General features: G+C 44.2%; 24 protein-coding genes. 8 read left to right on the top strand and 16 right to left on the bottom strand.

Features of this window, described 5'->3' with window-relative positions; all coding sequences use genetic code 11:
* Positions 1-83: 83 nt before the first annotated feature.
* Positions 84-989 carry an aquaglyceroporin Gla gene (gla, locus tag MK370_RS07900; RefSeq protein ID WP_011836437.1) on the bottom strand — a complete coding sequence of 302 codons (906 nt, stop codon included), beginning with the start codon at positions 987-989 and terminating at the stop codon, positions 84-86.
* Between the two features lie 104 nt (positions 990-1,093).
* Here gla and MK370_RS07895 point away from each other — a divergent pair, with 104 nt between their 5' ends.
* Genes MK370_RS07895 through MK370_RS07885 form a run of 4 tightly spaced genes read left to right on the top strand, consistent with a single transcriptional unit; the run spans position 1,094 to position 4,679 of the window.
* On the top strand, positions 1,094-3,379 hold the full coding sequence (locus tag MK370_RS07895) for a Xaa-Pro dipeptidyl-peptidase (RefSeq protein ID WP_268684841.1): 2,286 nt from the start codon (positions 1,094-1,096) through the stop codon (positions 3,377-3,379).
* Between the two features lie 29 nt (positions 3,380-3,408).
* The gene (locus MK370_RS07890; RefSeq protein WP_268684840.1) at positions 3,409-3,801 is read left to right on the top strand and encodes a helix-turn-helix domain-containing protein; all 393 of its coding nucleotides are present in this window, start codon (positions 3,409-3,411) and stop codon (positions 3,799-3,801) included.
* 56 nt (positions 3,802-3,857) lie between these two features.
* The gene (locus MK370_RS11365) at positions 3,858-4,106 is read left to right on the top strand and encodes an IS3 family transposase (RefSeq protein WP_419152997.1); all 249 of its coding nucleotides are present in this window, start codon (positions 3,858-3,860) and stop codon (positions 4,104-4,106) included.
* A 21-nt stretch (positions 4,107-4,127) separates the two neighbouring features.
* Positions 4,128-4,679: an IS3 family transposase gene (locus tag MK370_RS07885; RefSeq protein ID WP_419152999.1), complete on the top strand. Its 552-nt coding sequence runs from the start codon at positions 4,128-4,130 to the stop codon at positions 4,677-4,679.
* Between the two features lie 54 nt (positions 4,680-4,733).
* Here the strand turns inward: MK370_RS07885 and MK370_RS07880 are convergent, their stop codons facing one another.
* Positions 4,734-5,138: a glycosyltransferase gene (locus tag MK370_RS07880; protein WP_268684838.1), complete on the bottom strand. Its 405-nt coding sequence runs from the start codon at positions 5,136-5,138 to the stop codon at positions 4,734-4,736.
* A gap of 192 nt (positions 5,139-5,330) precedes the next feature.
* Here MK370_RS07880 and MK370_RS07875 point away from each other — a divergent pair, with 192 nt between their 5' ends.
* Positions 5,331-5,630, top strand: coding sequence for a YbaB/EbfC family nucleoid-associated protein (locus MK370_RS07875; RefSeq protein ID WP_268684837.1), 300 nt, complete (start codon positions 5,331-5,333; stop codon positions 5,628-5,630).
* Between the two features lie 116 nt (positions 5,631-5,746).
* On the opposite strand, the gene MK370_RS07870 is transcribed toward MK370_RS07875, so the two are convergent.
* Together MK370_RS07870 and MK370_RS07865 are read right to left on the bottom strand one after the other, a co-directional pair.
* Positions 5,747-7,501 carry a glycerophosphodiester phosphodiesterase gene (locus MK370_RS07870; RefSeq protein WP_268684836.1) on the bottom strand — a complete coding sequence of 585 codons (1,755 nt, stop codon included), beginning with the start codon at positions 7,499-7,501 and terminating at the stop codon, positions 5,747-5,749.
* A gap of 90 nt (positions 7,502-7,591) precedes the next feature.
* Positions 7,592-8,086, bottom strand: coding sequence for a DUF536 domain-containing protein (locus MK370_RS07865; protein ID WP_111676580.1), 495 nt, complete (start codon positions 8,084-8,086; stop codon positions 7,592-7,594).
* 269 nt (positions 8,087-8,355) lie between these two features.
* Between MK370_RS07865 and MK370_RS07860 the strand changes: the two genes are divergently transcribed.
* On the top strand, positions 8,356-9,531 hold the full coding sequence (locus tag MK370_RS07860; RefSeq protein WP_268684835.1) for an NAD(P)/FAD-dependent oxidoreductase: 1,176 nt from the start codon (positions 8,356-8,358) through the stop codon (positions 9,529-9,531).
* Positions 9,532-9,648: 117 nt separating this feature from the next.
* On the opposite strand, the gene MK370_RS07855 is transcribed toward MK370_RS07860, so the two are convergent.
* The 7 genes from MK370_RS07855 to tsaB all read right to left on the bottom strand — a co-directional run bounded on the left by MK370_RS07855 (position 9,649) and on the right by tsaB (position 14,530).
* On the bottom strand, positions 9,649-10,389 hold the full coding sequence (locus tag MK370_RS07855) for a MerR family transcriptional regulator (protein WP_268684834.1): 741 nt from the start codon (positions 10,387-10,389) through the stop codon (positions 9,649-9,651).
* A 104-nt stretch (positions 10,390-10,493) separates the two neighbouring features.
* A complete protein-coding gene (locus MK370_RS07850) occupies positions 10,494-11,240 on the bottom strand; it encodes a class I SAM-dependent methyltransferase (RefSeq protein WP_268684833.1) in 747 nt (248 codons plus the stop codon).
* Positions 11,241-11,361: 121 nt separating this feature from the next.
* Positions 11,362-11,700: an AzlD domain-containing protein gene (locus tag MK370_RS07845; RefSeq protein ID WP_268684832.1), complete on the bottom strand. Its 339-nt coding sequence runs from the start codon at positions 11,698-11,700 to the stop codon at positions 11,362-11,364.
* Positions 11,690-12,385 (bottom strand): AzlC family ABC transporter permease, encoded by a 696-nt coding sequence (locus MK370_RS07840; RefSeq protein ID WP_268684831.1) that lies wholly within the window; start codon positions 12,383-12,385, stop codon positions 11,690-11,692. The genes MK370_RS07845 and MK370_RS07840 overlap by 11 nt, the downstream gene beginning before the upstream one ends.
* 9 nt (positions 12,386-12,394) lie before the next feature.
* Positions 12,395-13,405 (bottom strand): tRNA (adenosine(37)-N6)-threonylcarbamoyltransferase complex transferase subunit TsaD, encoded by a 1,011-nt coding sequence (gene tsaD, locus MK370_RS07835; RefSeq protein WP_268684830.1) that lies wholly within the window; start codon positions 13,403-13,405, stop codon positions 12,395-12,397.
* The gene (rimI, locus tag MK370_RS07830) at positions 13,395-13,847 is read right to left on the bottom strand and encodes a ribosomal protein S18-alanine N-acetyltransferase (protein WP_268684829.1); all 453 of its coding nucleotides are present in this window, start codon (positions 13,845-13,847) and stop codon (positions 13,395-13,397) included. Before rimI ends, tsaD begins: the two co-directional genes overlap by 11 nt.
* Entirely contained in the window at positions 13,844-14,530 is a 687-nt protein-coding gene (tsaB, locus tag MK370_RS07825; protein ID WP_268684878.1) for a tRNA (adenosine(37)-N6)-threonylcarbamoyltransferase complex dimerization subunit type 1 TsaB, read from the bottom strand. The genes rimI and tsaB overlap by 4 nt, the downstream gene beginning before the upstream one ends.
* Before the next feature lie 280 nt (positions 14,531-14,810).
* Here tsaB and MK370_RS07820 point away from each other — a divergent pair, with 280 nt between their 5' ends.
* Together MK370_RS07820 and rnjA are read left to right on the top strand one after the other, a co-directional pair.
* A complete protein-coding gene (locus MK370_RS07820) occupies positions 14,811-15,041 on the top strand; it encodes a DNA-dependent RNA polymerase subunit epsilon (RefSeq protein WP_002903426.1) in 231 nt (76 codons plus the stop codon).
* Positions 15,042-15,044: 3 nt separating this feature from the next.
* The gene (gene rnjA / locus MK370_RS07815) at positions 15,045-16,727 is read left to right on the top strand and encodes a ribonuclease J1 (protein ID WP_002898451.1); all 1,683 of its coding nucleotides are present in this window, start codon (positions 15,045-15,047) and stop codon (positions 16,725-16,727) included.
* A gap of 29 nt (positions 16,728-16,756) precedes the next feature.
* Here rnjA and MK370_RS07810 read toward each other — a convergent pair whose 3' ends face one another.
* From MK370_RS07810 to glnA, 5 genes are all read right to left on the bottom strand, one after another.
* Positions 16,757-17,503, bottom strand: coding sequence for a DNA alkylation repair protein (locus tag MK370_RS07810; protein WP_268684828.1), 747 nt, complete (start codon positions 17,501-17,503; stop codon positions 16,757-16,759).
* On the bottom strand, positions 17,487-18,074 hold the full coding sequence (locus tag MK370_RS07805) for a TetR/AcrR family transcriptional regulator (protein WP_268684827.1): 588 nt from the start codon (positions 18,072-18,074) through the stop codon (positions 17,487-17,489). Before MK370_RS07805 ends, MK370_RS07810 begins: the two co-directional genes overlap by 17 nt.
* Entirely contained in the window at positions 18,067-18,486 is a 420-nt protein-coding gene (locus MK370_RS07800) for a VOC family protein (protein ID WP_268684826.1), read from the bottom strand. Before MK370_RS07800 ends, MK370_RS07805 begins: the two co-directional genes overlap by 8 nt.
* A gap of 89 nt (positions 18,487-18,575) precedes the next feature.
* Positions 18,576-18,995, bottom strand: coding sequence for a GNAT family N-acetyltransferase (locus tag MK370_RS07795; protein ID WP_268684825.1), 420 nt, complete (start codon positions 18,993-18,995; stop codon positions 18,576-18,578).
* A 54-nt stretch (positions 18,996-19,049) separates the two neighbouring features.
* Positions 19,050-20,396: a type I glutamate--ammonia ligase gene (glnA, locus tag MK370_RS07790; RefSeq protein ID WP_002896640.1), complete on the bottom strand. Its 1,347-nt coding sequence runs from the start codon at positions 20,394-20,396 to the stop codon at positions 19,050-19,052.
* Positions 20,397-20,423: the final 27 nt, after the last annotated feature.

Raw genomic sequence — 20,423 nt, 5'->3', positions numbered from 1 at the left:
TGCCAAACTTGTATTTTCCTATTGACCTCCTCTATCGTTCAAAAAAAGAGCTGGGGAAATCCCCCAACTCTGATCTTATATGCTTATCCGTAGATTGTTTTAAATAAGAGGACTGCTGTGATACCTGCAAGAATCGGTGCCACAACTGGAACCCAAGAATACCACCATTTTGAATCACCCTTGTGTTTGCCCAAAACAGATTCTGGCAGGATGAAGTGGAGGATACGAGGTCCAAGGTCACGAGCTGGGTTCAGTCCTGGTCCAGTAGGACCTCCCAGAGAGGTTACCAAAGCCATTACCAAGAAACCAAGTGCCAAGTGAGCGACTGAAAGGCTACCAACTTGGAATGGTGCAACTTGGTCTTTAGCCTGAGATATTGCAGCAGCAATCTGTTCTTTAGGAACCGAAGTCCCTTGTGCTGCCATCTGAGCAGCTTGAGAATTGATAGTTGCTTCAGCTTTGCTCAACAATTCTGCTCCAAAGAAGTTCTTGGTCAAGCCCATAGCAGCAAAGAAAAGAACAAAAGAACCAACAAATTCATTGATAAAACCATTGAACAAGGCTGCTTTACGTGATTCAGGCGTGCCATGGTCTAGACTAGAGATGGTAGAGAAAGTACCCAAAATATTATTAGGATTTTCTGTTCCCAAATAGTAAGGACGGTGGGTCGCAACTACTAAAGCCTGTCCGAAGATAGCTCCCAAAATCTGCGCTGCAATATATGGTGCAACCTGTGCCCAAGGGAAATAACCGCTGACAGCAAGTCCCAAAGTAAAGGCAGGGTTGATATGGTTACCGGACACATTACCAAACATCAAAGCTGGAATCATAACCCCCATACCGTAACCGACAGCGATGACTAACCAACCGCTCTGATGTCCCTTAGTTCCTTTTAATTCAACGTTGGCAACAGCTCCATTCCCCAAGACAATGAGGATAGCTGTCCCTAAAAATTCTGTGGCGTATTTAACGACCCATTCGAAATCCATTTAGTGATACTCCTTAAATATTTTTTAGACAAAGTCTATTTTATCAAGTATAATGGATAATGTAAAGGTCATTTTTAATAAAAATAAGAAAAAGAGGGAAGAATATGCGTTTTAATCAGTATAGTTATACAAGAACGAATCGGGAAAATATGTTGATAGAATTAGCTGAATTAGGCTTTTTTTATGACAGCAATCGCTCTGATAAGGAAAATCTTGAAGATTTTCTCCGCAACAGCTTTTTCACTTATAAAAATACAGATTATCCCTTGAAGTCCTGGGCTGCTGACAGCCAAACAGACCTGCTGAGCTTTTTCCAGTCTGACAGAGAACTGACGGCATCTGTCTTTTATACTGTGGCCTTTCAGCTGCTTGAGTTCTCGCCCTTCATTGATTTTACAGATGTTGAGGCCTTTCGCAAGGAAACAGGCTTTCCCATTACATTTGGAGACTTGTTGGAAAATCTCTACCAGCTGCTCAACACTCGGACAAAAAATGGCAACCTCTTAGTTGATAAGCTAGTCAGCGAGGGTTTGATTCCTGAGGACAATACCCACCACTACTTCAACGGCAAGAGCCTGGCAACCTTTTCCAGCCATGATGCTATCCGAGAGGTGGTTTATGTGGAATCACGCGTGGATACTGATCGAGACGGTCGTCCGGACCTCATCAAGCTCAGCATTATCCGGCCCCGCTATCAAGGACAAATGCCTGCAGTTATGACCGCTTCTCCTTATCATCAAGGAACCAATGACCCCGCAAGCGACAAGGCTCTCCATGATATGAATGTGGACTTAGCAAAAAAAGAGCCTCATCAAATCACAGTACAAGATCCTGAGCTCAAATTGCTCCAACTGGATTCGCCGGATTTTGCCCAAGAAGTCTCTGAAGCCGAGGAAAAATTAGGCCATATCGGTACCTACACGCTCAATGATTACTTGCTGCCCCGCGGCTTTGCCAATCTCTATGTGTCTGGCGTAGGAACTAAAGACTCTGAAGGACTGATGACCAGCGGCGACTATCAGCAAATCGAAGCCTATAAGAACGTTATTGATTGGCTCAACGGCCGCTGCCGAGCCTTCACCGACCACACTCGCCAACGGGAAATCAAGGCCACTTGGTCCAACGGAAAAGTGGCTACGACCGGTATCTCCTATCTGGGCACCATGTCCAACGGGCTGGCAACGACTGGCGTAGATGGTTTGGAGGTCATTATCGCTGAAGCTGGAATTTCTTCTTGGTATAATTACTACCGCGAAAACGGCCTCGTTACCAGTCCTAGCGGCTATCCAGGAGAGGACTTTGAATCCCTGACCGAACTGACCTACTCCCGCAACCTGAGGGCTGGTGACTACCTGCGCAACAACGACGCTTATCAGCAAAGCCTAGAGCAGCAGCGCAAAGACCTAGACCGGCAAACTGGGGATTACAATCAATTTTGGCATGACCGCAACTACCTGCTCCACGCAGAGAAGGTCAAGGCTGAAGTCGTCTTCACCCATGGCTCTCAAGACTGGAACGTTAAGCCTCTCCATGTCTATAATATGTTTCGGGCCTTACCGCCCCATATCAAAAAGCATCTTTTCTTCCATAACGGTGCCCATGTTTACATGAACAACTGGCAGTCCATCGACTTCCGCGAGTCTATCAATGCTCTGCTGAGCAAGAAACTGCTGGGATGTGAATCAGACTTCGAACTGCCAGCAGTCATCTGGCAGGACAATGGCCAAGCTCAAAGCTGGCTGACCTTGGAAGACTTCGGTGGACAAGAGCAGAATCTTCATCTCCAACTAGGCCAAGAATGCCAATCTATCCAAAATCAATACCCAGAAGAAGACTATAATCGTTTTGCTAAAAACTACCAAAGCTTCAAGACTGAGCTCTTTGACGGTAAGGTCAACCAGATTACTCTAGACTGGACCTTGGAAAAGGACCTCTTTCTCAACGGAGCGAGCCAGCTCAATCTTCGCCTCAAATCCAGCACAGATAAGGGACTGATTTCTGCTCAATTGCTGGACTTCGGACCAGCTAAACGCCTCACACCACTTCCTACGCCTATTGAACCTAGAGTCATGGACAACGGCCGCTACTATATGCTGGACAATCTGGTTGAACTCCCCCATACTGAAACGCCTCATCGCGTCATCACCAAAGGCTTCATCAACCTGCAAAACCGGACAAACCTACTGACTGTCGAAGAAGTCACTCCTGACCAATGGCTGGAATTTTCCTTTGAACTGCAACCAACCATCTATAAAATGAAAAAAGGCGACCAACTGCGCCTCGTCCTCTACACTACAGACTTTGAGCATACCGTTCGTGATAAGACCGACTATCAGCTGACGGTAGACTTGGAGCAATCTAGTATCGAACTCCCTCATACACTTTATTAGATCAAAATGGTAATGAAAAAAGCACAAATTTGAACAGAACCGCTTATAATGGACAGTATAAAAAAGTACACTATACTGTTCTTATAAGGAGGTTCTTTTCTTATGGCAAAAAAGGAAGTCAATTCACTACATATCATCCAGATTTTAAACTCCAAGTAGTAGAAGATTACTTAAGTGGAAAAAGTGGAGGACTGTCATTAATTGCACGAAAATATGGCTTAAAATCCAAAAATCAGATAGAGAACTGGGTTAAAAAGTATCGCAAAAATCCCGATCTTCTGAAACAAGATTTACGAGGGAAATCATCTGTCAGTCGTCCAAAGTCTGTCAAACTAGAAGATATGACATTAGAGGAACAAAATAAATATCTTAGGATGGAAAATGATATTTTAAAAACTTTAAGGGCACTCCTCAAGAAGTGAAAAGTGCCCAGTATCGAGTGGTTCACCAATTAAAAGATCGTTATTCAGTAGTGGCTATGTGTGCTTATTTTGGATTTCCTCGCTCGTCTTATTATCTATGGCTAAAAAATGGCAAACCAGATTATAAAGCGTTTGATTGGAATTTAGCTGAACACCTTACAGCATCTTTCAAAGAGCATCCTAAGGGCTATCGCTATCATTGGCGGCAACTCCAACGCCAAAAAAATATCTATCATAATCCGAAAACCATTCATCGTTATATGCGAATCTTAGGGCTCAAATCCCCCATTCGCAAGAAAAAATAGGACTCTTGTACACAAGGTGAGATAAACGAAAAGGCAAGACACGTCCACTACAACATGCTTGCCCGCAGGTTTGAAGCATCTCGTCCCAACCAAAAACTCGTGACAGACGTTAGTTATGTCTATTACAAAAATGGACGGATGTTTCTAAGTGTTATAAAAGACTTATATGACAACTCTATTCTAGCCTATCAGCTTTCCGATTTCAATGATAATCGTCTTGTTTTTGATCATTTAGATTTGATCTTTAATGAAACATGGGATACGACCCAATCTTGTATTCTGCATTCAGATCAAGGCTTTCAATACACAAACTTCCAATACTTGAGAAAATTAGATGCCTACGGCGTAACAATCTCTCACTCAGGAAGAGGAAACTGTTATGACAATGCTTGTTGTGAGAATTTCTTCTCCCATTTAAAGAGTGAGTCACTTAGCCTTCACAAACCAGAAACTAGAGATGAGTTAATCCAACAAATTGGCTACTATATTCAGTGGTATAACTTTGATAGACCACAAGAAAAATTAAAAGGTAGGACCCCTGTGGAATTCAGGGAGTCCTACCTTCATCAATAATGTACTTTTTTTACTTTCCAGTTTAGCTGGGGCTTGACAATCCACGCCTTTTTCTTATCGATTCATGTATTTTTCTGCATATTTCTCGTAGTTAGGAACTTCCTTACGGTTCATAGCCAAAATCATCTCTCCGTTCAGATAGTCATCATCTGAAGACGGCTGGAGCAGAATAGCAATATTCTTATCAGCATCTGGGAAAACTATTGAATATTTTTGCTTCTCGATCTCAATAACTACATAATGAGAATTATTCTTAAATCCTGTAGCAACTTGCTTATACTCTTTCTCCTTATCCTCAACAACTACTTTTTTATCTGTAAATTCCGTAGTATTTGTATCACCATAAGCTCCTTGAACGTTCCACTTCCCTTTGATACTAGGTGTACCATTACAGCCAGCTAAGAGGAAGAGAGGTAATAAAAGTCCAAGAAACAAAAGTTTCAATTTATGTTTTTTCATCCGAAAGTACTCCTAAATAATATATAAATTCTAGAATATTTTACCATAGTATCGCCTTTCTTGTCAAACTCACTATAAATCAATATCAAAATATCATTATACATTCTTGCCACTTTTCCAAAAAATGATATAATTTGAAGAGTGAAGATTACCAAGGGCTGAGCCCTTACTAGAGAAAGGAAAGAAAATCTTATGATGAACATGCAAAGCATGATGAAGCAAGCACAAAAGCTTCAAAAACAAATGGAAAAAGGACAGGCAGAACTAGCTGCAACAGAATTCACTGGCAAATCAGCCCAAGATTTAGTTGTTGCTAAACTGACAGGCGATAAAAAGGTAGTCAGCATTGACTTCAATCCGGCCGTTGTGGACCCTGAAGATTTGGAAACTCTGTCAGATATGACTGCGCAAGCTCTGAATCACGCGCTGGCTCAGATTGATGATGCCACTCAGAAGAAAATGGGCGCTTTCGCAGGCAAATTGCCTTTTTAAGCAAGATAAATAACCTTACCTCTTGACTAAACATAAGTCAAGTAATACTCGAACCAGCAAAAAAGACTGAAGAATCTCAGTCTTTTTTGATTTATAGTCGTTTCCTCACTAATCCACTACACAAAATTAAGCAAATCTGCTGCCTTACTCATCAAAAGCAGGGCATAGTCAGGATTGTTCTGCAGTTCCTTGATAGAGCTTTGCACCAGCTCTAAATCATCGGTAATCATGCCGTCAACACCCAAGCGGAAGGATTTGCCAATGCTGTCTGCATCATTGATGGTCCAGTCATAAAGCTTCTTATCCGTCGTCCAAAGCTTATCGACAAAGTTTTCATCGAGGGTCGAATACTCCATCGTATAGCCGGAAGCCTGTGTCCGTGGGAAAATAGTATTGTAGGGCAGGATAAAGAAGGTCGGTATGCTCTCATCATACTGGACTGTCTTGTCAATAACCTGATAGTCCAAAGACTGAATCTGGTGGCCATAAACCTTGATATTGGCTCCGTATTGACTCAGGAAGCGGTCCATCATATCGTCTGAGTCCAAGCTGCTGGTCTTGATTTCTATCAAGAGTCGCTGCCCCATCTGATTGGCTCGTTTGAGATAAGCATCAAAGCTTGAAATTTTGGCAGTGTGTCCATTTTCTGCAATATCTAAAGCCGTCAGCTCTTTCAGAGTCAGCTCTTGCGGTTTAACATCAACGCCGGCCAAGACCTTTAGATTGGCATCGTGCATCATGACAAACTGGCCGTCCTTGGTCTCCTGTACATCCATTTCGATATAATCTGGCTTGAGCAGGGCAGTTTTCTCTAGCGACTCAACCGTATTCTGAACACCATTTCCCTGCGAAACTCCGCGGTGAGAAATGGTCAGAGGGACGTTTTCCAAGGGTAGATTAAGATAGACATATCCTTCAAGGGCAAAGGCAGAGCTAGTGACCAAAAGGATAAACCAGCGCATGAGAGGCAGGCCTTTCCTGTAGCGGTATTCAGACAGCTCACTGTCTGTCAGAAAAGCCACAAACTTAATCAGAAAGTAGGCTACCATGAAGTAATAAGCCAGCTTGATGAGGCAGTAATTGACAACCGCTGCTATCAAGGCTATCTGATTGGACTGGCCACCAGCATACTGCTGCAACACTAAAATCGGAATGCTGCTTAAAAGAAAGAAGAGAAAGCTCTTGGCTAGCATCCAAAAGAGCTGCCAAGTATAGCGAATCAAGTGCCCCTTGGTCTTCTCCAAACTATACCTAATCGCATCTCGTAGGCGGAAATGCTCAAAAAAGAGCTTGGGCAGGGCAAACATCAGGCGAACAGCTATCAAAAAAAGCAGAAAACCTAAAGCATAGATTGATAATTTCATCCATAAGGACCTCTTGAGATAGGTCACAATAAAATCTGGAATCAAAATTTTATTCAAGTAATAGATTTTGAGAATTTGTCGCAGAAAGGGAAAGATAAAGCCCATATACAGCGCAATAAAGAGGATCTTGCTGGGCCTAGCGTAGCGAATCAGCGAACCGCTGTCTTTGAAACTTTTCTTAATAAACTGGAAGGCGCTGCGTTCTTCCTCGTCCAGAAGATTGCGGAGACCCATAAATATCAGTCCAATCTGAAAATAAGCGACAAAGAGATTAGCTGCAAAAAGCGCTAGAAAGGCTAAGCCAACCCAGACATTTGAAGTCAGAACTTTAAAGGCATTCGTATAAGATAAGAAGAGGTAGCCTGTCTGCTTGAGCAGAGTCTCTGCTGCAAAGGAGTTAAAAGGAACCCAAGCCAACTCCATGAGCATAAAGACTGTGAAAAAGAGCAACAGAATTTTATCAAGATTGCGATAGAGACGTAAAAGCCCTAGTCTTTGTGATTTCATTTTCTTCCTTTATGTTGTGAATAATACAAAACTTGCTAAAAAGCGATTCTTATTTAAAACAAGGTTGAGACAGATGTCCCAACCTTATTTTTATTTTCCAAATAAACGTGCCCAGAAGCCTTTGCGTTCCTGCTCCTGCACCTTTTCCTTGGCTTCATCCAACTCCAACAGCAAGGTTTCACGCTCATTCATAGCCTTGGCTGTTAGCTGCTGCTGCTGGTCCAGCTGTTTGTCCTTTTCAGCAATCTGGACATCCTTGATGCGCAGCTGCTCATCTTTCTTAGCCAGCTGGCTGTCCTTGGCCTTAAGCTGCTCATAGAGACGCACAATCTCAGCATTTTTTTCGTCCACCAAGATTTCCATCAGCTCGCGTTGCTTCACATCTTCGCTGACAGGTTCATCTTCAAAAATAGTTTTCTTATAAATCTCTTCCAGCTTAATCAAGCCGCTGCGGGTCACCACCGTGACTCCTTTTTCATTCTTTTCCGTATCTTCTGGCGGCAGTGCCTTGACACGATTGTTAATCGCCTGGCGGCTAACTCCAAGAATCTCGGCTAACTCGCTGACTGTCTTTTCAATTGCCATAATTTCCTCAAAAACTTTTTCTAGTTTGTAGATACCTAAATCTTATCATATCAAGCCTTAACTGTCAAATTTCACAATATTTTTTGAGCCTGACTCCTATCTTTTTAGCCCTTTTTTATGATACAATGAGACAGATTAAGTGACTTAAAAATGAGTAAGATACCACAGCTAAAATAAACAGGTGAGCAATAGATAACTCCTAGATAATAGTAGCTGATAAAAAACTCAACCTAGTCTTAGCCGAACTTATCTCTGAAAGGAAACCACCAATGAACCATTTCGACACAATCATCATCGGAGGAGGACCGGCTGGCATGATGGCTGCCATCTCAAGCTCCTTCTATGGACAAAAGACCCTGCTCCTCGAGAAAAATAGACGCCTAGGCAAGAAATTAGCTGGAACAGGCGGCGGCCGCTGCAATGTGACCAATAATGGAAATCTAGATGACCTCATGGCCGGAATTCCAGGCAACGGGCGCTTTCTTTACAGCGTATTTTCCCAGTTTGACAACCATGATATCATCAACTTCTTTACAGAGAACGGTGTCAAACTCAAGGTTGAGGACCACGGCCGTGTTTTCCCAGCGACAGACAAGTCCCGCACCATTATCGAAGCTTTGGAAAAGAAAATTGCAGAGCTGGGTGGCACTGTCATCACCAATACTGAAATCGTCTCCGTTAAAAAATCCGACGACCTTTTCACTGTCAGAGCCAGCGACCAGACTTGGACCTGTCAGAAATTGATTGTGACGACTGGCGGCAAGTCCTACCCTTCAACTGGTTCGACAGGTTTTGGACACGATATTGCTCGACACTTCAAGCACACTGTGACCGACCTAGAAGCCGCTGAAAGTCCGCTTCTGACTGACTTTCCTCACAAAGCACTTCAGGGGATTTCGCTGGACGATGTGATCCTCAGCTATGGGAAGCATGTCATCACCCACGACTTGCTCTTTACCTACTTTGGCCTATCAGGTCCGGCAGCCCTGCGCTTGTCTAGCTTTGTCAAGGGCGGCGAAACCATTTATCTGGACCTTCTGCCACAGATAAGTCAGCAGGATTTGGCAGACTTTTTAGAACAAAACCGGGAAAAATCGCTGAAGAACTGCCTGAAAATCCTCCTGCCTGAGCGAATAGCAGACTTTTTTGCCCAGCCCTTTCCCGAGAAACTCAAACAACTCAATCTCAGTGAAAAAGAGGCCCTCATCAAACAAATCAAAGAACTGCCCATCCCTGTCACTGGCAAAATGTCCCTGACCAAGTCCTTTGTCACCAAGGGTGGCATCAGTCTCAAGGAAATCAATCCTAAAACCCTGGAAAGCAAACTCGTTCCCGGCCTCCACTTCGCTGGAGAGGTCCTAGACATCAATGCCCACACGGGCGGCTTCAACATCACATCTGCCCTCTGCACCGGCTGGGTGGCAGGGAGTTTGCATTATGAGTGATTAGGAAAATATTTAAAAGTAATTGAAAAAACTGGTCGAGGAACTGAACTACCCCCAAAAAGTTAGATTTTTTGTGTCTAACTTTTTGGAGGCAGTGCAGAACATTCTCACCAGTTTTTATTCTGCATTTGTCTGCACATAAGCAGCAATCACATCTGCTGTGTACTGGGCAGTGCCTAGTCCAAATTTGTCGATATTTTCCTTAAACTCTGGGTTATAGACATAGCCTTTACCGATATGACCGAACACCTCAATAGAGCAGTCAAAACCATAAGTACGGATGGCTTGCAAGAGTTGAGCTGCCTGTTCTTGATTTTCTGCTACGTCAACTGACAAGCCTTGCTGCATATTCTCTGCTAGACTTTGAAAAACTTGATTGAAAGCTGCAGCAGATTCTTCTTCCCGGCCATTTTGACGAACCAATGCTTCCGACATGACTTCTTGACCGTATTCTTCGACAGCTTCTTGATGATATTTGTGATTGTCTTCATAGGTAAAACCTGCGAATTTTTCTTTCATTGTCATTTTTCTTTCTCCCTTTTCATCTTGGATGGTTTTTTGTAAGGTGGAAATCAAGGTATCCAAGCGGTCTCTTTCCTGCTGCAAATACTCTAACTGCCTAACCAGATGCGGCAATAAAGCCTGTTCATCCTGACTCAGCAGCTCTGCTATTTTCTCCAAAGAAAAACCCAGATACTTATAGTAAAGGATGACCTGCAGCCGCTCTAAATCAGCTTGGCTGTATGTTCGATAGCCATTTTCTGATTTGGCAGGGACTAACAGTCCGATTTTATCATAATGATGCAGGGTTTTGACAGAGACTCCTGAAAGCTGCGCAGCTTCTTTGATATGGTACATGATAGACCTCCTTACCTAACTAGTATATACCATGACCTAAGGGGAGGGTCAAGTTTTTTAGAAAATTTTTAAAATTTCCTTACAGTCTCCAAAGCGGCTAGCAGTTATTTACGAGAAACCATAGCAATAAAGCCCAGTTTTTCCTGATTTTTTTGAAACATCTTAAACATCTTCATAAACTGGCCGTAGTTCTCTTTTTTAAGGGCATTAAAGCAGATTTTCAGAGTTCCTCCAAGTCCTTCATCATAAATCATACCTCGAAGGCTCATCAAGGTCATTTCGCCGACAAAAGTGTCTACACGATTAAAAGCGTGAGAACGCGCCAGCTGAATCCAAGAGCCTTCTGTCAGAGGACCGACATTGACATTAATTGCACGAGATAGCTCTTCCCGGACATTCTCATCTTTTTGCTTGAGCATGACGTCGTGGGTGAGGAGCACTCCACCTGGCTTCAGCACCCGGTAGTACTCATCCATACATTTGGCCTTCCCCTTATCCGTCTGCATGGTCAGCATGGCTTCATTGATAACAATATCAAAAGAATTGTCATCATAAGGCAGCTTCATAGCATTTGCCTGCTCAAATGTGACGAGTTCACTAACACCAGCTTTGTCTCCATTAAGCTTAGCCTGAGCCAGCGCAGCCTTATCCAAATCAACTGCAGTAATCTGGCAGCCATATTTTTTAGCCAGCTCGATTGTTGTGGTCCCCATATTGCAGGCAACTTCTAGAACTTTCTTATCGCTGGAAAACTGCCCCTGCTCAATCAGCCAGTCTGTGGCCAGCTTGCCACCGGGACGAAGGCGTTTCTTTCCTAATTTTGCTAAAAATTTATGACCTGCTTCTGCCATTTCCGAACCTCCATAATTTTGATTGCTTCCATTATAGCATAAAATATTATATTTTCAGATAATTCTTAGAATTTAACAAAAAACAGACCGAATCGACCGATTCAGTCTGTCTTGTATCTCTTTACAGCCCAAAAAATCCAGCCAGATAGCGCAGCAGGGCTACCAAGACTACACCAAACACAACAGTCGCAATCAAGTTTTTATACTTAAAAGCCACATAGCTAGTCGGAAATACGGCCATTAAATCCAGCCATTTAAAACTCGGCAGCTGGCCTGTTTTAGCATTGGTGACACTGGACAGGATAAGGGCAAAGATTATGGAAACTGGCAGATATTTGAGGAAACGCTCCACCATAGGCGGAAGCCCCTTGTACTTGACTAGGATAAAGGGCAAAATCCGCGGAATCCAAGTGACCAGGGCTGACAAAAGAATGGCCAGCAAAATATACTTACTTATCATCCAAGATCACCCCCACCATACAGCCTAGCAAGGTTGCAAAAAGCACCGCCAGCGAATTTTGAAGCAGCATGGTCAGGAGTAAGTAGGCAAGGCCCACCACGCCCAAGACGAAAAAGAGCTTCTTTATCTTGACCCGTCGCAGCATGATTGTAAATTGAGAGGAGAAAATGCCAATAAACATGGCGACTAGGGCAAAGTCCAGACCAAAGCTCTCAGGATTGGGCAGAAGGGCGCCGAGGGCAGTTCCTAAAATAGTACCCAAAATCCAAGAAGTATAACTCATGAAATTGTTACCCATCATCCAGCTAGCCGCAATCTCTTCTGTATGCACCTGCTCTCCCATCAAGACCCCATAAGATTCGTCCGTCAAAAAAGAGCCAATGACAATATTCTGCATCAAGCTAGCCTTACGAAAAAGAGTTGATGCATGCAAACAGAGCAAAAGATGCCGGATATTAATAAGAAAAACAGTCAGTGCGATGGCCAAGACCGGCGCCTGCTGGGCAAATAAACCAATCATGGCAAACTGAGCACTGCCCGCATAAACCAGAATACTCATCAACCCCATCTCCAAGGGATTCATATAAGGCGATGCCATGATGCCGCAGGCTAGACCAATCCCAATATAGCCCAGAGCCGTTGGCACCGCCGCTTGTGCCCCCTGTTTAAATGTCTGTCCGCGCATTCTTCTCCTTTACTCCATGGTTTCAAAAGCCAGACTCGGCTTAGCATTCAGGTCCAAACTGGCAAAATTCTCCTTGTTCCACTCACTGACACTGGCATAGGCAATCATACCAGCATTATCACCGCAAAGGCGCAGAGGCGGAATGATCACCTTAACATCCTGAATCTCAGCTGCCAAGCGTTCTCTCAGCCCTTGATTGGCCGCAACACCGCCCGCCACGACCAGAGTCTTGACTGGATATTTTTCCAGCGCTTTCTTAGTCTTGGCCATGAGAATATCCATAACCGCCGCCTGAAAGCTTGCTGACAGGTCTTGATTAGACAAGGCCTCTCCTTTTTGCTGGGCATTGTGGTGCAGGTTGATAAAGGCCGACTTGAGACCAGAAAAAGAAAATTCCAGATTGCCTTCCTTAATCATCGCCCGCGGAAAATCATAAATATCTTGTCCCTGATGAGCTAACTGATCAATCTCCCGGCCTGCTGGATAGGTCAGCCCCATGACTCGACCGACCTTGTCATAGGCTTCACCGACCGCATCATCGCGAGTTTCCCCCACAATCTTATAATCACCAGCCTGACTGACATAGACCAGCTCAGTATGGCCGCCACTGACCAAGAGAGCCAGCAAGGGAAATTCCAAGGGCTCCACGCTCTGGGCTGCCATCAGGTGTCCAGCCATATGATTGACCGGAATCAAGGGAATATCATGAGCCCAAGCAAAGGACTTAGCCGCTGCCAAGCCGACCAAAAGCGCCCCAACCAGACCAGGACCATAGGTAACGGCCACTGCTGTGACCTGCTCCTCGCTAATCCCTGCTTCTGCCAAGGCCTCCTCAATGCAAACCGTAATGACCTCTACATGATGACGGCTGGCCACTTCCGGTACCACTCCGCCAAAACGCTTGTGGCTCTCAATCTGACTGGCAATGACATTGCTCAAAAGCTCGGTTTCATTCTTTAGAACCGCCACACTGGTCTCATCACAGGACGTCTCAAAAGCTAAAATATATCTATCTTTCATGGATCTCTCTTTTCATGACTATCGCGTCTTCCACCGGCGCATGATAGTAGGCCTTTCGCCGCGCAATTTCTTCAAATTTTTCTTTTTTGTAAAATAGCAGAGCTGGCCTGTTCGACTCCCTCACTTCGAGGAATATTTCCTTGTCAGCAGGCAAAAAGTCAAACAAGGCTGTCGCGATTTTCTGCCCCTGATAGCTAGGCAATACAGCAATCTGCAGGACTTCTGCTTCAAAATCTGTCTCCTGCCAGACTAAGAAGCCGACAAGTCGACTTTCATCTTCTGCTAGCGCACAACAATTCACATCCGAGCGCAGAACCTCTGCCACTTGGTCCGCTGTCCAAGGGCTGACCTCATAGACAGCAAGTAAGAGCTGTTCCAGCTCTTTTGCGAGAGTTGCCGCGTCCACATCCGAGCTGTCGCTCCATTTTCTCAACTTAATCATAGGCGCTGAATGTAAGAATCACTGGATTCCTGATGTGTCTTGAGCCAATTTTCCTCGGCTTCTACCCGCTTGAGATAGTTAGGAACAAAGTCATGAATGGACTGGGCTGGCAGGTCTAAACCGAGACGACCAACAGCTACGGCATCTGGCAACGTTGACTGAATGGCAGCCTGAGGAAGAGCAGCTTCAATCTGCTCCGCAAACACTGCAGTCTCTCCGACAAAGGTGACTGGCTGATCAGCAACGCCAGCTATTTCCAAAACCTCTGCCAATGGCAGATGAGCCTCCAGCCGTACAGACTGACCAGACTGATAAAAGCCAGCATAGACATTATTGCGGCGGGCATCCATGACAGGAATGACCAAACCTTCCACCTGCTCTGGGACTAAAGCCAGCAAACTAGACACACCGACCAGCTCAATCTTGAGGGTATGAGCCAGAGTCTTGGCTGTCGCCACCGCCATTCGCAGACCTGTGTAGCTGCCCGGACCCTGAGCAACTACGATACGATCCAAATCCGTCGGCTTCATGTCCAGACTATTCATCAGAAAATCAATAGCCGGCATAAGGGTAATGCTATGATTTTTCTTGATATTGAGCGTCACCTGTCCCAAGAGCTCCTTATCATGCAAAAGGGCCAAGGATAGAGCTTTGTTGGACGTATCCATCGCTAAAATGTTCATCATTCTTTTCCTTACTCGATTGTTTGCCTCTTATTATACTATAAAAGCAGCCACAAGCATAGACTCAGGCCAGAAAACTGCCTAGATAAGTCAAGAAATGTCAGAAAAAGCTTTCAAGATTTTTATGACTTCCACCTTTTACTATTCCCTTATTTTATGTTATAATCATTATAATTGTAACGAATCAGGATTAATCTACTACTCAGAATTGAATAAAAGAAAACAGCTAATCAGCTGTTGTTTTCTGCAGGTTAATCATGAAAATATGAAAGGAAATGTAATGATTTACAAAGTTTTTTATCAGGAAACCAAAGAGCGCAGCCCGCGCCGTGAAAAGACACGTGCCCTTTATTTAGAGATTGAAGCGGCTAATGAATTGGAAGGCCGCATTCAGGCTCGTAAGTTAGTCGAAGAAAATACCCCTTACAATATTGAATTTATCGAGCTCTTGTCTGACAAACACCTCGAATACGAAAAAGAGTCAGGCACTTTTGAATTGACGGAGTTCTAACCCATGGCATATACCTTAAAACCCAAAGAAGTTGGCGTTTTTGCGATTGGTGGGTTAGGCGAAATCGGTAAAAACACCTACGGGATTGAATACCAAAATGAAATCATCATCGTGGATGCCGGTATCAAGTTCCCAGAAGACGACCTGCTAGGAATCGACTATGTCATTCCCGACTACTCTTATATCGTGGAAAATATTGACCGCGTTAAAGCTGTTCTCATCACCCACGGGCACGAGGACCATATTGGCGGTATCCCTTTCCTGCTCAAGCAAGCCAATGTTCCTATCTATGCGGGTCCTTTGGCCTTGGCCCTCATTCGCGGTAAGCTAGAAGAGCATGGACTTTTGCGTGATGCCAAGCTCTATGAAATCAATCAAAACACAGAACTGCAGTTCAAGCATCTGAAAGCTACTTTCTTCCGGACAACCCACTCTATTCCTGAGCCCTTGGGAATTGTCATCCATACGCCGCAAGGTAAGATTGTCTGTACAGGTGACTTCAAGTTTGACTTTACACCAGTTGGTGAGCCGGCAGACCTGCACCGCATGGCTGCTCTTGGCGAGGAAGGCGTTCTCTGCCTCCTATCTGACTCGACCAATGCTGAAGTTCCAACCTTTACCAATTCCGAAAAAGTGGTCGGACAGTCTATCATGAAGATTATTGAAGGCATTCATGGGCGGATTATTTTTGCCTCTTTTGCCTCAAACATCTTCCGGCTCCAGCAGGCAGCAGATGCTGCTGTCAAGACCGGTCGTAAGATTGCGGTCTTTGGCCGCTCCATGGAAAAGGCTATTGTCAACGGGATTGAGCTGGGCTATATCAAGGTTCCCAAAGATACCTTTATCGAGCCAAACGAGCTTAAGGACTACCCAGCTGGTGAAGTGCTGATTATGTGTACCGGAAGCCAGGGTGAGCCGATGGCAGCACTGTCTCGGATTGCCAATGGTACCCATCGTCAGGTGCAGCTGCAACCTGGAGATACAGTCATCTTCTCATCTAGCCCTATCCCTGGTAATACGACCAGCGTTAACAAGCTGATTAACATCATTTCCGAGGCTGGTGTAGAAGTGATTCACGGTAAGATTAACAACATCCACACCTCTGGACACGGTGGCCAACAAGAGCAGAAACTCATGCTCCGCTTGATCAAGCCTAAATATTTCATGCCAGTCCATGGTGAATACCGTATGCAAAAAGTCCATGCAGGTCTAGCCGTTGATACTGGAGTACCCAAAGACAATATCTTCATCATGAGCAATGGTGACGTGCTAGCTCTGACAGCTGACTCAGCCCGTATTGCCGGCAGCTTCAACGCTCAGGATATTTATGTTGATGGGAACCGCATTGGTGAAATCGGAGCTGCAGTCCTGCGCGACCGTAAAGACCTGTCAGAGGACGGTGTGGTTCTGGCTGTCGCAACAGTTGACTTTGAGTCCAAGATGATTTTAGCCGGTCCAGATATTCTCAGCCGTGGCTTTATCTACATGCGCGAATCAGGTGACCTCATCCGCCAAAGCCAGCGCATCCTCTTCAATGCCATTCGCATTGCACTCAAGAATAAAGACGCCAGCGTCCAATCTGTCAGCGGCGCTATCGTCAACGCCTTGCGTCCTTTCCTCTACGAAAGTACCGAGCGCGAACCTATTATCATTCCGATGGTGCTTACACCAGACGAAGATAACTAAAAAATAAGCTTTGCTAGATTTAGCAAGGCTTATTTTTCTGCTTTATTTTTTGTTCGCGAAGCATGCTTGATAATCCAAGCGCAACTCGGACTCAGTTCTTCCTCTTGCCAAGCTCCAATCACACTCTCAAATTTTTCAGGATCTTCTTTATATAAATCATTCAGATTATTAGCGACACTTTTTTGGATTGATTTATCCGCATCATCCTTTAGATTCCTTAAAATAGCAGTAAACTTATCAAAATAATCTAAGACCACAGTCTGCTTCTTAGCCCAAGGCAGTCGGATACGCATACACTCACTGGCTAATCTGCGGACGCGCATATTCTCATCTTGGCTCCACTCTAGCAGTAAATCCATCGTAGCTTTAGGATAATTAGCCAGCAAGGGCCGCATGGAAAATTCTCCAGTAAATCGCTTGGTTAATTCCTTGCTGAAGGCTGCACTTAGATCGAATTCCTGACCTCCATAAAGTTCTACGTATTTGCCAATCGGCCACAACCAGTACCCCTCTGAGAACATCCCCAGGCCGCCCTCTAACTCTGGCCCAAGTATCTGCTCAAAAATCTTCAGAGAATCAGCATAAGAAAGCGGCAAGCATTCTTTGATACTCTTTGCAAGCAGCTCTTGACGCTGAGTAAATTCCAAAGCCTCTAAGTCGCTTTCAACTAGAGACATAAAATGCTGAGCATCAAATTTATCTGTTACTGTTTGCAAGCGACGGCTCAAATCTTCTGCATAAACCAAATCATAATAATCTTTAACCTTTTTCGCCATGATTTTTAAATCCCCTTAACAGACTTCTCACTGCTCCTCTGACTTCTACTTCTTCCTCTTTCTCAGCCAGAAAAAGAGACAACTCGTTCAAGGCACCTGAAATCATGTGAGCTGCCATATCCAGATCAATAGAGACAAGTTTCCCTTCTTTAGATAAAATGTCTAATTGTTCTCTCAAATGAAAGAAAGAATTAGCCTCGTCCTGACGACGCCACTCTTTCCACTCAACGACATTGGGACCATCAAGCAGGAGAATACGTCTATTTTCGGTCAAGGTCGCAAAACGAACAAAAGCAACACAGCCTTCCACCAACTGCTCCCAAGAATCCTGTGCTTCCAGGGCGTTTTTTTCTACATAAGATCCCAGTTCGGATTGAATTTGTGATAGTACGGCGGTAAATAAAGTTTTCTTATTCCCGAAATGATGATAGAGTGCGCCTCTTGTCATTCCCAATTCATCTACAATTTCTTCCAAGGAAGTTTCTGCATAACCCTTTAAAGAAAAATGTTTCCGGGCGATAGCTAATATTTTCTTGCTTGTCTCTAGAGAAGCCTGCTGTTTTTTATTCATCTTCACTCTCCAAATAATTTGCCGCAAATTCAGCGCTAGGTGGAATGACTTGAATGACATCAACCAAAACAGAACCAGGCGCTTCTACAATGAAATGGCGCTGACCAAAATCTTCACTCTTAATGGGAAGAAGGAACTCCATTTCTTCTTGCTGACGCAATTCTTCATAAAGACAATCAACATTGTCAACTTCGATATTGATGATTAGGCCACTCGCCTTAGACTGGTAGGCTTGTGGCACTGTCCCATGCTTACTATCAATAAAAGCAAGCTCAAAACCACTCTCGATATTCTTTAAACTAATATACCAATCTGAACGGAAGGTTTCCTGAAATTGGAAATGCTCAATGAAAAATTGTGCTGATTGTTCAACATCTTCACACATTAAAACTGGGTATAAACTGGTAATCATTTGTTCTCCTTTTCTTAAACTTTATTTTAACATACATACTGGATGTATGCAAATAGATATTAGAAAACAGAAGCCAAATTGGCTTCCATCTATTTAATAACAGCTTCGTTTAATCGCTTGATAAAATGATATTTGGTAATGCCCTTTTGCGGAACATCTGCTAGACTGGCGTAGATTTCATAGCCTTGCTTGATGTAAAAATACTTGGCTTGATATGATTTAGTGGACAAGGTAATGCTAGTTACTCCAGCTTCTGCAGCCTTTTCTTCTAATTCTGCCAGCAGACTGGCTCCCAAACCTTTTTTCTGATGTTCTTTATCCACCACCAAAGCCTTGACATGAATATTTTCCAGCACCTGTTGGGCATGGAGCAAGGCAATCAACCGTCCATCTTCCTCCCGCCTTAAATAATAATCTTGAGGTTCAAGTTTTTCAAGCATATCTGGACCAAAATAGACTTCATATTGCTCATCGAAAACCCGCTTGATAAAATCATGAAATTTTTCCATCTTTCTTCTCCTCCACGAAATAGCAGGGGATATGCCAATCCTCCTGCTCTAAGTTTAGTATAAATCCAGATAATTATCCACTTCCCATTGGGAGACAAAGGTTGCATAGCTAGCCCACTCGATGCGCTTGGCTTCTAAGAAGCTTGTATAGATATGCTCGCCAAGTGCTGCTTTCACAACTTCGTCTTCTGTCAAGGCCTTCAAGGCATTGTGAAGAGTTGATGGCAGGTCTGTAATTCCTGCTTCCTTACGCTCCTCTGGAGTCATGATATAGATATTCTCTTCGATTGGGGCTGGAGCTTCGATTTTATTTTCGACACCGTGCAGGCCAACTTCCAAGAGAACAGCCATAGCAATATATGGATTGGCCATCGGGTCAACGGAGCGCAACTCCAAGCGAGTACCCATACCACGAGAAGCCGGCACGCGCACCAACGGTGAACGATTGCGTCCTGCCCAAGCGATATAAACCGGTGCCTCATAGCCAGGAACCAGACGTTTGTATGAGTTAACTGTTGGATTCATGATAGCTGTGTAGTTATAGGCATGGTTAATCAAACCACCCAAGAAATGGTAGGCTGTTTCTGACAGCTGCATACCCTTTGGATCTTCTGGATCGAAGAAGGCATTATTGCCGTCTTGATCAAAGAGGGACATGTTACAGTGCATACCAGATCCCGCAATACCAAACTTCGGCTTGGCCATAAAGGTTGCATACAGACCGTGCTTACGAGCAATAGTTTTCACAACCAGCTTGAAAATCTGAATCTTGTCACAAGCCCGAAGCACTTCATCATACTTAAAGTCAATCTCGTGCTGGCCGACCGCGACCTCATGGTGACTAGCTTCTACTTCAAAGCCCATCTTGGTCAGGACATTGACGATTTCCCGGCGGGTATTGTCTGCCAAATCTGTTGGCGCCAAATCAAAATAGCCACCCTTGTCATTTACTTCCAGCGTCGGATCGCCATTTTCATCCAGCTTAAAGAGGAAAAATTCTGGCTCTGGTCCGAGGTTAAAGGACTTGAACCCCAGCTCTTCCATATGCTTGAGGGCACGCTTGAGGTTGCTGCGAGGATCCCCTAGAAACGGTACATGATCAGTTGTGTAAACATCACAAATCAGACCCGCTACACTGCCATTTTCATCCCCCCAAGGAAAGACCGTCCAAGTATCCAGATCAGGATAAAGATACATATCTGATTCATTGATACGGACAAAACCTTCAATGGAAGAACCATCAAACATGGCTTTATTGGATAAGACCTTGTCAAGCTGTTCATCCGTGGCAGGAATTTCCACATTCTTCATAGTCCCTAAAATATCAGAGAACATAAGACGAATAAAGGTAACATTTTTCTCTTTTACTTCGCGACGGATATCAGCTGCTGTAATAGACATTAAATTTCTCCTTGTAATTCAAACAAA

The sequence above is a fragment of the Streptococcus sanguinis genome, assembly GCF_026781265.1.
GTDB classification, from domain to species: domain Bacteria; phylum Bacillota; class Bacilli; order Lactobacillales; family Streptococcaceae; genus Streptococcus; species Streptococcus sanguinis_T.
Note: the sequence above shows the minus strand (reverse complement) of the source record. Positions and strands in the feature narration are given on the sequence as shown.